Origin of the sequence: Marmoricola sp. URHB0036, from assembly GCF_000426045.1 — a bacterium.
Lineage (GTDB): Bacteria > Actinomycetota > Actinomycetes > Propionibacteriales > Nocardioidaceae > Marmoricola.
The window spans coordinates 36,978-50,029 of the sequence record NZ_AUEP01000008.1; the positions used below are offsets into that span (position 1 = coordinate 36,978).

Sequence of the window (13,052 nt, forward strand, 5' to 3'; positions counted from 1 at the left end):
CTAACCTTCGCGCATGGACTGGCTCGATCCCGAACAGGTGCAGGCCGGCGTGCTGTGCCTGGTCGCCTGTGCGGCCCTCGGCTGGTTCGTCCCGACGCTGATCGCCCACATCCCCGAGCCGGCGCCCGATCCGGTCACGACACCGGTCGACGAGAGCGATCCTCTGGTGGACCCGTCACCGACGCAGCGACGACTGTTCGAGAGGTCGTTGCCCGACGTCTCCGGCGACAAGGTCCTCTACACCGAGATCGCGGCCGCACCCCACCTGGGCTGGTGGACGGCTGCCTGGGCCGGCCTGTTCGGCGCTGCCTTCGGCGCCTCCCTCGGCTGGACGGGAGCGCTGCTCTATCTCGTGCCGCTCGTGCCCGTCGGGGTGGCCCTGATGATCGTCGACTGGCGTACGACGCTGCTGCCGACGCGGGTGATCCATCCGACGTACCTGCTGCTGGCCGTGCTCATCCCGGCCGCTGCCCTGGTCGACGGCGATCTCGACTCGCTCTACCGGGCCGGCTGGGGCTGGCTGATCATCGGCGCCTGGTTCTGGGTGTTCTGGTGGCTGTTCAACGCCTGGGGTTTCGGCGACGTGCGGCTGGCCCGGGTGCTGGGTCCGGCGCTGGGCTACCTCGGCTGGTACGAGCTGCTCATGGGGCTGGCCCTGATCCTGCTCGTCGGTGGCCTCGGTGGGCTGGTGCTCGGCATCATCACCCGCGACCTGCGCCGACGGGTGCCCTACGGGCCGTTCATGCTCATCGGCTCGGCGCTGTCGGTCGTGATCGGACCGTGGCTCGCGCAGGGTCTCGGTTACTGACGGGCGGTCCGGGCGGCGCAGTCTCGCGTGAAACACTGGCCCCATGCTGCGCTGGCTCACGGCGGGGGAGTCCCACGGCCCCTCGCTCACCGCGATCCTCGAAGGCCTGCCTGCCCACGTGCGTGTGACTTCCGCGGACCTCGCCGACGCGCTCGCCCGGCGTCGCCTCGGCTACGGCCGTGGTGCTCGGATGAAGTTCGAGCAGGACGAGGTGTCGATCACCGGCGGCGTCCGCCACGGCGAGAGCCAGGGCGGTCCGGTGGCGATCGTCATCGGCAACACCGAGTGGCCCAAGTGGGAGCAGGTGATGTCCTCCGACCCGGTCGATCCCGTCGAGCTGGACGCGCTGGCCCGCAACGCGGCGCTGACGCGTCCCCGGCCCGGTCACGCCGACCTCGTGGGCATGCAGAAGTACGACTTCACCGAGGCTCGGCCGGTGCTGGAGCGCGCCTCGGCCCGGGAGACGGCGGCCCGGGTCGCGCTGGGCCGCGTCGCCTCGCTGTTCCTCGAGCAGGCGACCGACGCGCGGATGGTCTCCCACGTCGTCGAGCTCGGCGGCGTCCGTGCCCCAGCCGGCTCGGTGCCCGGCCCCGACGACGTGGCGCGCCTGGACGACGACCCGGTGCGCTGCCTGGACCCCGACGCCTCCAAGCTGATGGTCGAGCGCATCGACCAGGCCCACAAGGACGGCGACACCCTCGGTGGGGTGGTCGAGGTCGTGGTCCACGGCCTGCCCCCGGGGCTCGGCTCGCACGTGCACTGGGACCGGCGGCTGGACTCCCGACTGGCCGGTGCGCTGATGGGCATCCAGGCCATCAAGGGCGTCGAGGTCGGCGACGGGTTCGAGCTCGCCGCCACTCCCGGTTCGCTGGCCCATGACGAGATCGTCAACGAGGACGGGGCCATTCGCCGTACGTCGGGACGGTCGGGGGGCACCGAGGGAGGCATGTCCACCGGCGAGGTGCTGCGCGTCCGGGCCGCGATGAAGCCGATCGCCACCGTCCCGCGCGCCCTGCGCACGGTCGACGTCGCGACCGGCGAGGCGACGGTGGCCCACCACCAGCGCTCCGACGTCTGTGCCGTGCCGGCAGCCGGGATCGTCGCCGAGGCGATGGTGGCGCTGGTGCTGGCCGACGCGGTGCTGGAGAAGTTCGGCGGCGACGCGCTGTCCGAGACCAGGCGCAACGTGCAGTCCTACCTCGACACCCTTCGTTTCCGATGAGTGCGGGCCCCAGGGTCGTCCTCGTCGGCACGATGGGGGCGGGCAAGACGACGGTCGGCCGCATCCTGGCCGAGACGTGGGGCGTCGGCTTCCGCGACAGCGACCAGGACGTCGAAGCCGCCGAGGGGCGCTCGATCTCCGACATCTTCGTCGACTCCGGTGAGGCCGAGTTCCGGGCGCTGGAACGCGCCGCCGTCGCCTCAGCCCTGGCGGAGCACGACGGCGTGCTCGCCGTTGGCGGCGGGGCCGTGCTCGACGAGAGCACGCGCGAGCTGCTTGCCGGCCATCGCGTGGTGTTCCTGCGCGTCGGGCTGAGTGATGCTGCGCAACGAGTGGGGCTGGGCGTCTCCCGACCGCTCCTGCTCGGCAACGTGCGGGGACGGATCAAGCAGCTGATCGACGAGCGCACGCCGGTCTACGAGTCGGTCGCCACCCACGTGGTCGACACTGACGGACTCGCGGTCGGCGAGGTGGTTGAGCGCGTGCGCGCTGCGGTCGAGGATGCCTCCCATGGGTGAGGACCGCACGCGAATGCACGTCGGCGGCGCGTCGCCGTACGACGTCGTCGTCGGGCACGGCGTTCTCGACGAGGTGTCCGTCGCTCTCGGCCCCGACGTGCGTCGCGTCGCCGTGTGCCATCCCGAGTCGCTCACCGATCTCGCCGACCAGGTGGTGGCCGGCCTCGGCGACGTCGAGCTGCTTGCGATCAGGCTCCCCGACGGCGAGGCCGCCAAGACCGCCCAGGTGGCGGCCGAGGCCTGGGAGCAGCTCGGACAGGCCGGGTTCACCCGCTCCGACGCGGTCGTCACCGTCGGTGGCGGCGCCACGACCGACGTCGGTGGCTTCATCGCCGCCACCTGGCTGCGCGGCGTGCGCGTGGTCCACGTGCCCACGACGCTGCTCGGCATGGTCGACGCGGCCGTCGGCGGCAAGACCGGCATCAACACCAGCGCCGGCAAGAACCTGGTCGGCTCCTTCCACGAGCCTGCCGGGGTGCTGTGCGACCTCGACCTCCTGGTCACGCTGCCCGAGGCCGAGCTGGTCGCGGGACTCGGCGAGGTGGTCAAGTGTGGCTTCGTCGCCGACCCCGAGATCCTCCGCATCGTCGAGTCCGACCCGACAGCGGTCCTCGACCCCGCCTCGCCAGAGCTGCGTGAGGTCATCGAGCGGGCGATCCAGGTGAAGGTCGACGTCGTCGTCGGCGACCTCAAGGAGACCGGGGGCGCCGACGGTCATCCCGGTCGCGAGGTGCTCAACTACGGCCACACGATGGCCCACGCGGTCGAGAAGGGCACCGGCTACCGCGTCCGCCACGGCGAGGCGGTCGCGCTCGGCATGGTCTACGTCGCCGAGCTGGCCCGGCTGGCCGGCCGTCTCGACGACGCCACCGCCGCCCGGCACGCCGAGGTCCTGGCGTCGGTGGGCTTGCCGGTCGCCCTGCACGACCAGCTGAGCGACGAGCTGCCCTTCGAGGACGTGCTGGCCACCATGCGGGTCGACAAGAAGTCGCGCGGGTCGATGCTGCGGTTCGTCGTCCTCGACGGGCTGGCGAGGCCGGCAGTCTTGGCCGACCCGTCCGAGGACCACCTGCGGGCGGCGTACGACGTGCTGAGGGGAGTGTCGCGATGAAGGTTCTCGTGCTCAACGGTCCCAACCTGGGTCGGCTCGGACGGCGCCAGCCGGAGATCTACGGCACCACCACGATGGCCGACCTCTCCCGGCTGTGCGAGGAGTGGGGGGCCGGTCTCGGTCTCGAGGTCGAGGTACGCCAGACCAACCACGAGGGCCTGATGCTCGACTGGCTCAACCAGGCTGCCGACGACGCCACCCCCGTCGTGCTGAACGCCGCCGCGTGGACGCACTACTCCTACGCCCTCTTCGACGCCTGCGCCCAGCTGACGGCGCCGCTCGTCGAGCTGCACATCAGCGACCCCAAGAGCCGGCCGGAGGAGTTCCGGCACCACTCCGTGGTCACGGCGTACGCCGCGAAGGAGATCGTCGGCCAGGGGATCGACGGCTACCGGCAGGCACTCGAGTTCCTGAGCACTCAGTAGACCTTCCACCTGGCAGGTCTACGTAGTGCTCGTGAACGTCGTCAGCGCAGCTTCTCGCCGAAGAAGGCGAGCACCCGGTCGACGCCCTCCTGCTGGCGCTGCTCGGTGACGGTGGAGTGCCCCAGGCCACCGAACTCGACCTTGATGAACGCCTCGCCCAGCTCGCGCTCGAGCGTGCCGAACCGTCGGCCCACCGTCGGGTCCTTGGAGAAGCGCAGCCCGAGCACCTGGCACCCCGCGGCCGCCCGCTCCTTCACCACGGCCAGGTCGCCGGGGCTGAGGTTCAGGTCGCGCGACCGGCGGGGGCTGACCGCGAACGGCGCCGACGGCTGGGCGAGGACCGGCGCGACCACCGAGGTGTCCACCATCATGGCCAGCGCGAAGCCGCCGGTGAAGCACATGCCGAGGGCGCCGACGCCGGGCCCGCCGAGCTCGTCGTGCAGCTCGCGAGCCAGGCTGCGCAGCCAACCGGCTACCGGTGTGGTGACCCCGGTGGCGAGCGTGGTGAACTCGCGGCTGACGCAGACACGGGCGAGCGACTTGGCTGCGTTCAGGGCGTTCATCGGCGCTTCCGGCGTGCCGAACAGGCTCGGCATCACCACCGTGAAGCCGGCGTCCACCACCTCCTGGGCGAAGGCGATCACCGTGGGTGTGATGCCCGGGATCTCGTGGATCACGATGACGCCGGGGCCGGTGCCCTTGCGGTAGGTCGGATGGCTGACCCCGCCGAAGGAGTGTTCGCCCTGGGTCCAGCTGCCGAGGAGAGTCATGCGGTGATCCTGTCAGTTGCCCGGCGTGCAAGGCTGCGCGTGTGAAGGCCTTCCGGTGTCGCGTGTGCGACAAGCCCCTGCACTTCGAGAACTCGCGGTGCGTGTCCTGTGGCAGCCGCCTCGGGTTCTCGCGCTCCGAGCGGGCGATCGTGCCGGTGGACGAGAAGGGGCGGTACGTCGACGCCGACGGACTCGAGTGGTTCCTGTGCCGCAACCTGACGCTGTCCGGCTGCACCTGGCTGACCGAGAGCGACGGCGGTGAGTGCTTCAGCTGCGGGCTCACCCGCAACCGCCCCCACGACGACGACGCCATCGGGCTGGCCAACTACCCGGCCGCGGAGCGGGCCAAGCGGCACCTCGTCGTGGAGCTCGACGGGCTCGGCTTCCCGATCGTCGGCAAGGACACCGATCCCGACAACGGGCTCGCCTTCGACCTGCTGAGCAGCGTCGAGGAGAACGTCGTGATCGGCCACGCCAACGGCCTGATCACCATCGACCTCGCCGAGAGCAGGGCGGCGCACCGCGAGGAGGTGCGGGAGAAGCTGGGGGAGCCCTACCGCACGATGCTCGGCCACTTCCGCCACGAGATCGGCCACTACTACGAGTGGCAGCTGGTCCGCGGTGAGCTGCGGACCCGCTACCGGGAGCTGTTCGGCGACGAGTCGGTCGACTACCAGGGCGAGATCGACCGGCACTACGCCGAGGGACCGCCGGCGGGCTGGGAGTCGTCGTACATCTCCAGCTACGCGACGATGCACCCGTTCGAGGACTTCGCGGAGACCTGGGCGCACTACCTGCACATCTGCGACAGCATCGAGACCGCGTCGGAGTACGGCCTGACCACGGTCGGCACGATCACCTCGTTCACCAGCTTCCGCGACGTGGTGGTGGGCATCTGGATGCCGCTGAGCGTGGCGCTGAACATGATCAACCGCAGCATGGGCCACGAGGACCTCTACCCGTTCGTCATCCCGACAGCCGTGCTCGACAAGCTCGAATTCGTCGCCTCGCTGGCCAGGAGGGACTGACCGCCCGGCGTACGCTCGCAGGCGTGCCCAACGCGATGAGCGACCGACGCGTGTGGCTTCCCGTCGCCGTCGTCGCGGCTGTGGGGCTGGTCGTCGGGCTCGTCGTCGGAGTGCTCGTGGTTGGTCACACGGACCTCGTCTCGACAGGGGCAGCCAAGGAGGGCGCGAGCGAGCCCTCGGTGGGCGTGGGAGCGATCCAGCAGTACCCGCTGCGGGCCAGCACCGGCTGGGACTTCGAGCTGCCGGTGCACAACCCGACGAACGACCCGCTCCAGGCCGACCTGCTCTCCTTCGCCGGCTACGTCACCCCCTTCAAGGCGGACAGGACGAGTCGGCTCGAGCCGCATGCCTGGGGCATGATCCGCTTCTCCGCCACGCCCAGTTGCGACGTGGCGCCGCTGACGTCCGTGTCGTCGGTCCGGCTGCGGATCAGCGGAACGGGCGGCCGGTCGGAGGTGACCCGCGCCCTGCCCGACTCCGGCCGGGCTCTGGTGGAGCACGACGCGGCGGTGTGTGGCGTGGGCAGTCCCGTCCATCCCGGGGACCTGGCCGGGGTCTGGCTGGTCGAGCGTGCCTACGGGCCGGACATGTACCTCGCCGGCAGCTACCTGATGCGCTTCACCCGCGACGGCTCGTTCGAGGCGGACGCTGACGGACGGCTCTTCTCCGGCGACCCGGCCGTCCGGTCGACGTACCGGATCCGGGACGAGCTGCTCGAGATCACCACCCGCAACTCCTCCGGCTGCGGCAGCGGCACCCTGGCCACCTGGCGGGCGTCGTACGACGCCGCGGGCCGGTTGGTCATGGTCTACGTGAACGGTGACTGCCCCGAGGGCGACCAGGGCGACGTGTGGGTGGCCAGACGGGTGCTGCACGACGAGGGGCTTCCTCGCGGCGACTGAGCGTCAGGCCGGGGTCAGCACGCAGTCCGACAGCACCGGGGCGCCGTCGCGCTCACCCTGGCCGGCGACGGTGGCCTCCACGACCACGCCCTCGTCGGCGTGCCAGCCGCGCACGCGGATGGTCTCTCCGGGGAACACCACGCCGGCGAAGCGAGCGTTGAAGCCGCGGACCTTGGCGACGTCGCCGCCGAAGAGCTCGTCGGTCACGGTGCGCAGCACGATCCCGTAGGAGCACAGGCCGTGCAGGATCGGAGCAGGGAACCCGGCCGCCTTGGCGAACTCGGGGTCGGAGTGCAACGGGTTGCGGTCACCGCACAGGCGGTAGAGCAGGGCCTGCTGCGGCGTCACGTCGTACGACGCATCGCAGTCGGGCCCCCGGTCGGGCACCGCCACCTTGGCAGAGGTGCCCCGCTCACCACCCCAGCCGCCCTCGCCGCGGACGAAGATGGAGGAGCGGACCGTCCAGAGGGCGTCGCCCTCGGCCGACAGCGCTTGGCCCTCCTGCCAGATGACCGCCGCCTTGCCCTTGTCCCAGACGTCGGTGATCCGGGTGCGAAGCACCGCCGAGCCGAAGGTGGGCAGCGGAGCCGCGACCTCGATCTCCTGGCTGCCGTGGACCACCTGCGACAGGCTGATGTCGCAACCCGGGAGGTCGAGCGGCGGCGGGTCGGTCTCGTGGAACGTCGGCGCCACGATGCCGAAGCTGGGCAGCACCTGGAGGTCGTCGTTGTCGAGCGTGTAGCGCAACGCGGCCGGGTCGAGGTTGTCTCCCGGCCCGGATCCGGCCCCGATGCCGAGGTGGTAGAGCAGCACGTCGGAGCTCTCCCACGAGAAGGTGCGATCGGGCAGCTGGGCGCCGATCGCGACGTCGGGGTCGATGGGCATCAGGAGGCCTCCGGCGTGACCTCGGTCGAGCTCGTCGAGACCCGAGGCGCGACGCTCGAGCTGGTGGCGATGTCCTCGGCAGCGAGGTAGCCGAAGACGATGGCCGGACCGATTGTGGCTCCGGGGCCGGCGTAGGTGTTGCCCATCACGGCGGCGGAGACGTTGCCGGCGGCGTACAGGCCCTCGATGACGCTGCCGTCGGGACGGAGCACCCTGGCGCGTTCGTCGGTGACGAGACCACCCTTGGTGCCGAGGTCACCCGGGACGATCTTGACGGCGTAGAACGGACCCTGGTCGATGCGGTGCAGCGACGGGTTCGGCTTCACGGTGGGGTCGGAGTAGTACTTGTCGTAGGCGCTCTCGCCCCGGTGGAAGTCCTGGTCGATGCCGGAGGTCGCGAAGCCGTTGAACCGCTCGACGGTGGCCGTGAGAGCGTCCGGCGGCACCCCGATCTCGTCGGCCAGGGCCTCGAGCGTGTCGGCCTTCTTGATGGTGCCGTGCTTGTACCAGCGGCCCGGGAAGGGCTGGCGTGGCGAGAGCCCGGCGAACAGGTAGCGGTTGCGGTAGCGCTGGTCGACGATCATCCACGCCGGGATGTGCGGGACACCGGTCTGCTCGCCCCGGTAGATCTCGTGCACGGCCTCGACGTACGGCAGCGCCTCGTTCATGAACCGGTTGCCGGCCGAGTTCACGATGATCGATCCCGGGAGGTTGCGCTCGGCCAGGGCGAACCAGGGGCCGCGGGGGAGCGGGATCGTCGGTCCCCACCACGCGTCGTCCATCAACGCGACGTCGGCGCCGATCTCCATCCCGGCGAGGTGACCACCGCCGGTGTTGGACTCGGCGCCGGTGGTCCAGTCGATGCTGGTCGGCTTCGGCTGGAACCGCTCCCGCAGCTCGAGGTTCTTCTCGAACCCGCCGCTGCCGAGGATCACCCCACGCGTGGCGCGGATCGTCCGCTCGACGCCCTGGCGCAGCACGGTCACGCCGACGACGCGGCCGTCCTCGACCACCAGGTCGCGCAGCTCGGTGCCGTACTCGACCGGGACGCCGGCGTCCAGCAGCCCCTTGCGCAGCCCGATCGCGAGGGCGTTGCCCATGGCGTACATCTTGCGGCCGCGCAGGCTGCTGAGGATCCGGCGCACGATGATCTTCACCATCGTGATGGGTCCACGGATCGTGCGCATGCCGAGGCTGATCTTGCGGAAGTCGGCCTGCGTGACGATCAGGTTCGCCGGCGCCTTGCTGTACGGCGGATGCAGGTGGGCCAGCTCGTCGCCGAGGAAGCCGCAGTCCATCGGGACCGGCTCGACGCTGCGCCCGCGAGGGCGGCCGCCGGGGGACTCGGGCAGGTAGTCGGAGTACTCCGGCACCCAGGCGAACCGCACCGGGGTGTTCTCGCGCACGAAGTCCATGACCTCGGGGCCGCGGTCGATGAAGGTGTCGCGGCGCACCTTGGGCACGATGTCGCCGACGATCGCCTCGAGGTAGCGCTTCGACTCCTCGGGGTCGTCGGCCTCGCCCGCCGCGATGAGCGCGTAGTTGCCCGGGATCCAGACTCCTCCGCCGGACCGCGCGGTCGACCCACCGAAGTAGTTGCTCTTCTCGACCAGCACGGTGTCGAGCCCCTGCCGAGCGGCAGCAAGGGCGGCGGTCATCCCGGCGCCACCGGCGCCGACGACGACCACGTCACAGGACTGCTTCATCGGTGACTCCGTCACGGGGGTTCATGGCGCAAAACTGTAACAGGTTCTATTGTTGGGCCCATGCTCTCCGACGACGTACGCCGCACGGTCGCCGATGCCCTCCGGGACGCCGAGGTCGAGCGCACGCCGATCCCCCCGTTGCGCGAGACGTGGCCGGAGATCGACGTCGTGGACTCCTACGAGATCCAGCTGCTGAACATCCGTCGGCGCCTCGAGGCCGGCGCCCGGGTCAACGGCCACAAGGTCGGCCTCTCCTCGCGCGCGATGCAGGAGATGATGGGCGTCGACGAGCCCGACTACGGCCATCTCCTCTCCGACATGGAGGTCTCCTCCGACGAGCCGGTACCGGCGTCGCGCTACTGCTACCCACGCGTCGAGGTCGAGGTGGCCTTCGTCCTCGGCGAGACCCTTCCGGGCGCGGGGTGCACCGAGGACGACGTCATCCGCGCCACGGAGTACGTCGCCCCGGCGATCGAGCTCATCGACAGCCGTGTCCTCGACTGGAACATCAAGATCGCCGACACGATCGCCGACAACGCCTCGTCGGCCGGCTACGTCCTCGGTCCGGAGCGGGTCCGCCCCGAGGACGTCGACCTCAAGGCGATCGAGGCGGTGCTGATCCGCAACGGTGAGAAGGTCGCCGAGGGCCGCTCCGACGCCGTGCTCGGCAACCCGGTCACCGCCGTCGCCTGGCTGGCCGACAAGGTTGCGTCGTTCGGCGTCACCCTCGAGGCCGGCCACGTGATCCTGCCCGGCTCGGTGCACCGCGCGATCGACGTACGCCCGGGCGACGACTTCGTGGCCGAGTTCACCGACTTCGGCTCGGTCCACCTGTCCTTCTCCTAGCTGGTCGAGCAGCGAGCGAAGCGAGCGATCAGTCGAGACCACACAGCGCAACCAAGGAAGGCCCACATGACCAAGAAGACCGCCGCGATCGTCGGCCCCGGCAACATCGGCACCGACCTGATGTACAAGCTGCTCCGGTCCGCCGTGATCGAGCCGCGCTGGATGATCGGCGTCGACCCCGACAGCCCCGGCCTCGGACGGGCTCGCGACCAGGGACTGGAGGCGAGCCACGAGGGTGTCGACTGGCTGCTCAAGCAGGACCAGCTGCCCGACCTGATCTTCGAGGCGACCAGCGCCTACATCCACCGCGAGTACGCACCGCGCTACGCCGAGGCGGGCATCCGCGCCGTCGACCTCACCCCCGCTGCTGTCGGACCCGCCGTGATCCCGGCGGTCAACGGCGACGAGCACGCGGGCGCCGAGAACGTCAACATGATCACCTGCGGCGGACAGGCCACCATCCCGATGGTGGCGGCGGTCTCGCGCGCCACCCCGGTGTCCTACGCCGAGATCGTGGCCTCCGTGGCCTCTCTGTCGGCCGGCCCCGGCACCCGTCAGAACATCGACGAGTTCACCCGCACCACCGCCAAGGGCGTGGAGACGATCGGTGGCGCCGAGACCGGGAAGGCGATCATCATCCTCAACCCGGCCGAGCCGCCGATGATCATGCGCGACACGATCTTCTGCGCGGTCGGCCCGGAGGTCTACGACGAGGGCCAGGACGCGGTCGCCGAGTCGGTGCACCAGATGGTGGCCGCCGTGCAGGAGTACGTGCCCGGCTACCGCCTGCTGCAGGACCCGCAGTTCGACCCACCCACGGCGTACACCCGCGGCCAGACCAAGGTGAGCGTCTTCATCGAGGTGGAGGGTGCGGGCGACTTCCTGCCGCCGTACTCCGGCAACCTCGACATCATGACCGCCGCGGCGACCCGCGCCGGAGAAGGGATGGCCAGGAAGGTGACCAGCGCATGACCGTCTTCGGAAACCCGACGCTGAACGAGCTCGAGCGGACCTGGTCAGACGACCTCGACATCCGGCTGACCGACACCTGCCTGCGCGACGGGTCGCACCACAAGCGCCACCAGTTCAGCGCCGAGGAGGTCCGCTCGATCATCGCCGCCCTCGACGACGCCGGCGTACCCGTGCTCGAGGTGACTCATGGCGACGGGCTCGGCGGGTCCAGCTTCAACTACGGCTTCTCCAGGACGCCGGAGCAGGAGCTGATCAAGATCGCCGCCGAGACGGCGAAGAACGCCAGGATCGCCTTCCTGATGCTGCCCGGCGTCGGCACCAAGGACGACATCCGGCAGGCGCAGGACAACGGCGGCGCGATCTGCCGCATCGCCACCCACTGCACCGAGGCCGACGTCTCGCAGCAGCACTTCACCCTCGCTCGGGAGCTGGGTCTGGAGACCGTGGGCTTCCTGATGATGAGCCACACCCAGCCCCCGGAGGTGCTGGCCAAGCAGGCTCGCATCATGGTCGACGCGGGCTGCCAGTGCGTGTACGTCGTCGACTCCGCCGGTGCGCTGATCATGGAGGGCGTGGCCGACCGCGTCGCCGCCCTGGTGGCGGAGATCGGCTCGGAGGCGACCGTGGGGTTCCACGGTCACGAGAACCTCGACCTCGGCTGCGCCAACACCGTGATGGCAGTGCGCGCCGGTGCGACCCAGATCGACGGTTCGGTACGCCGCTTCGGGGCCGGTGCCGGCAACACCCCGCTCGACGCGTTCGTCGGTGTCTGCGACAAGCTCGGCTGGAGGACCGGGGTCGACTTCATGAAGATCATCGACGCGTCCGAGGACGTCGTACGCCCTGCCATGCCGGAGGAGTGCCAGCTCGACCGGATGACGATGATGATGGGGTACGCCGGCGTCTACTCCTCGTTCCTCAAGCACGCGGGCAACGCGGCCGAGCGCTACGGCGTCTCGGGTGCGCAGATCCTGCAGATCGCGGGGGAGCGCAAGCTGATCGGCGGCCAGGAGGACCAGCTCATCGACATCGCGCTGGAGCTCAGGGCCAAGCAGGATGCCGACGCCTGAGGGAGATTGCCCACCCCCACTTGCGGGTATATCCGACATCTGAGCGGTGTGGATGCAGGAGCGCAGGTGTCGAAGGCATACGGACGGTACTGGTCGTCGGGCTGGCTCGTCCTCGCCTGCCCAGTCCTGGTGATTGCCCTCTTCTGGTCGTGGGCGGCCGTCGTCGCCATGCTGGTCGTGGCCTTGATGTTCAGCTCATTGATCTGCGGCGGTGGGCCCACGGCGCCCGGCACGCCGCACCGGTCGTACCGCGGCGTCGCCTTCCGGCAGATCCTCCGACCGGCCCTGCGCTGGGCGGCGATCGGGGTCGCGGTCGTGCTGACCACGGTGACCTCGCCCTGGTTGGGGGTCCTGGTGCTCGTCGCGCTGGTCGGCACCTCGCCCTGGGCCGTGCAACGGCTGCCCCGACACCGGTCCCTCGAAGCCGACGAGCTCAGTCCCGAGCGCATCCGCGGGTTGGTGCGCCAGCTCGATGTCGCAGGACTCTGCTTCGCCTGGCGGAGCAGCCACCAGCTGCTCGGCAAGATCCACGACGTCGAGGCGCGCGCCAAGCTGGTGATGCTGAGGCAGGAGTACCTCGACGAGATGGAGCGCCGCGACTCCCGGGGATTCCACGAGTGGCTCGAGGTGGCTCGCGGAACGGATGACCCCGAGGTGTTCCTCACGGAGCGCCCGGGCGACGACGGAGCCACCGCAGCCTAGGGGTCCAGCTGGATCACGTTCCGTGTGCGGGAAGGGTCGCGTCGTGGACGAATGACTAGAACGTGTTCTAGTATTGAGCGCAGGGAG

General features: G+C 70.3%; 14 protein-coding genes. 11 read left to right on the forward strand and 3 right to left on the reverse strand.

All coding sequences use genetic code 11. The features are described 5' to 3' along the window. The first annotated feature begins 13 nt into the window (after positions 1–13). Genes H976_RS28710 through H976_RS0109730 form a run of 5 tightly spaced genes read left to right on the forward strand, consistent with a single transcriptional unit; the run spans position 14 to position 4,084 of the window. The gene (locus H976_RS28710; protein WP_051276616.1) at positions 14–808 is read left to right on the forward strand and encodes an A24 family peptidase; all 795 of its coding nucleotides are present in this window, start codon (positions 14–16) and stop codon (positions 806–808) included. 43 nt (positions 809–851) lie between these two features. Further along, positions 852–2,030, forward strand: coding sequence for a chorismate synthase (aroC, locus tag H976_RS0109715; protein WP_027861373.1), 1,179 nt, complete (start codon positions 852–854; stop codon positions 2,028–2,030). Further along, on the forward strand, positions 2,027–2,548 hold the full coding sequence (locus H976_RS0109720) for a shikimate kinase (protein ID WP_027861374.1): 522 nt from the start codon (positions 2,027–2,029) through the stop codon (positions 2,546–2,548). Before aroC ends, H976_RS0109720 begins: the two co-directional genes overlap by 4 nt. Beyond that, positions 2,541–3,659 carry a 3-dehydroquinate synthase gene (aroB, locus tag H976_RS0109725; protein ID WP_027861375.1) on the forward strand — a complete coding sequence of 373 codons (1,119 nt, stop codon included), beginning with the start codon at positions 2,541–2,543 and terminating at the stop codon, positions 3,657–3,659. Before H976_RS0109720 ends, aroB begins: the two co-directional genes overlap by 8 nt. Beyond that, positions 3,656–4,084 carry a type II 3-dehydroquinate dehydratase gene (locus H976_RS0109730; RefSeq protein WP_027861376.1) on the forward strand — a complete coding sequence of 143 codons (429 nt, stop codon included), beginning with the start codon at positions 3,656–3,658 and terminating at the stop codon, positions 4,082–4,084. The genes aroB and H976_RS0109730 overlap by 4 nt, the downstream gene beginning before the upstream one ends. Before the next feature lie 41 nt (positions 4,085–4,125). Here the strand turns inward: H976_RS0109730 and H976_RS0109735 are convergent, their stop codons facing one another. Next, entirely contained in the window at positions 4,126–4,854 is a 729-nt protein-coding gene (locus H976_RS0109735; protein ID WP_027861377.1) for a dienelactone hydrolase family protein, read from the reverse strand. 41 nt (positions 4,855–4,895) lie between these two features. Here H976_RS0109735 and H976_RS0109740 point away from each other — a divergent pair, with 41 nt between their 5' ends. Then, complete coding sequence (locus H976_RS0109740) at positions 4,896–5,882, forward strand: putative zinc-binding metallopeptidase (RefSeq protein WP_027861378.1); 987 nt, start codon at positions 4,896–4,898, stop codon at positions 5,880–5,882. Positions 5,883–5,905: 23 nt separating this feature from the next. Beyond that, on the forward strand, positions 5,906–6,784 hold the full coding sequence (locus H976_RS0109745; protein ID WP_027861379.1) for a hypothetical protein: 879 nt from the start codon (positions 5,906–5,908) through the stop codon (positions 6,782–6,784). A gap of 3 nt (positions 6,785–6,787) precedes the next feature. Here the strand turns inward: H976_RS0109745 and H976_RS0109750 are convergent, their stop codons facing one another. Both H976_RS0109750 and kstD read right to left on the reverse strand, forming a co-directional pair. Next, on the reverse strand, positions 6,788–7,669 hold the full coding sequence (locus H976_RS0109750) for a MaoC/PaaZ C-terminal domain-containing protein (protein WP_027861380.1): 882 nt from the start codon (positions 7,667–7,669) through the stop codon (positions 6,788–6,790). Beyond that, positions 7,669–9,375 (reverse strand): 3-oxosteroid 1-dehydrogenase, encoded by a 1,707-nt coding sequence (kstD, locus tag H976_RS0109755; protein WP_036225710.1) that lies wholly within the window; start codon positions 9,373–9,375, stop codon positions 7,669–7,671. Before kstD ends, H976_RS0109750 begins: the two co-directional genes overlap by 1 nt. A 60-nt stretch (positions 9,376–9,435) precedes the next feature. Here kstD and H976_RS0109760 point away from each other — a divergent pair, with 60 nt between their 5' ends. The 4 genes from H976_RS0109760 to H976_RS28715 all read left to right on the forward strand — a co-directional run bounded on the left by H976_RS0109760 (position 9,436) and on the right by H976_RS28715 (position 12,965). Then, positions 9,436–10,221, forward strand: coding sequence for a 2-keto-4-pentenoate hydratase (locus H976_RS0109760; RefSeq protein ID WP_027861382.1), 786 nt, complete (start codon positions 9,436–9,438; stop codon positions 10,219–10,221). 66 nt (positions 10,222–10,287) lie between these two features. Next, on the forward strand, positions 10,288–11,193 hold the full coding sequence (locus tag H976_RS0109765; RefSeq protein WP_027861383.1) for an acetaldehyde dehydrogenase (acetylating): 906 nt from the start codon (positions 10,288–10,290) through the stop codon (positions 11,191–11,193). Next, positions 11,190–12,263 (forward strand): 4-hydroxy-2-oxovalerate aldolase, encoded by a 1,074-nt coding sequence (dmpG, locus tag H976_RS0109770; protein ID WP_036225715.1) that lies wholly within the window; start codon positions 11,190–11,192, stop codon positions 12,261–12,263. The genes H976_RS0109765 and dmpG overlap by 4 nt, the downstream gene beginning before the upstream one ends. A 66-nt stretch (positions 12,264–12,329) precedes the next feature. Beyond that, a complete protein-coding gene (locus tag H976_RS28715) occupies positions 12,330–12,965 on the forward strand; it encodes a hypothetical protein (protein ID WP_027861385.1) in 636 nt (211 codons plus the stop codon). Positions 12,966–13,052 lie beyond the last annotated feature (87 nt).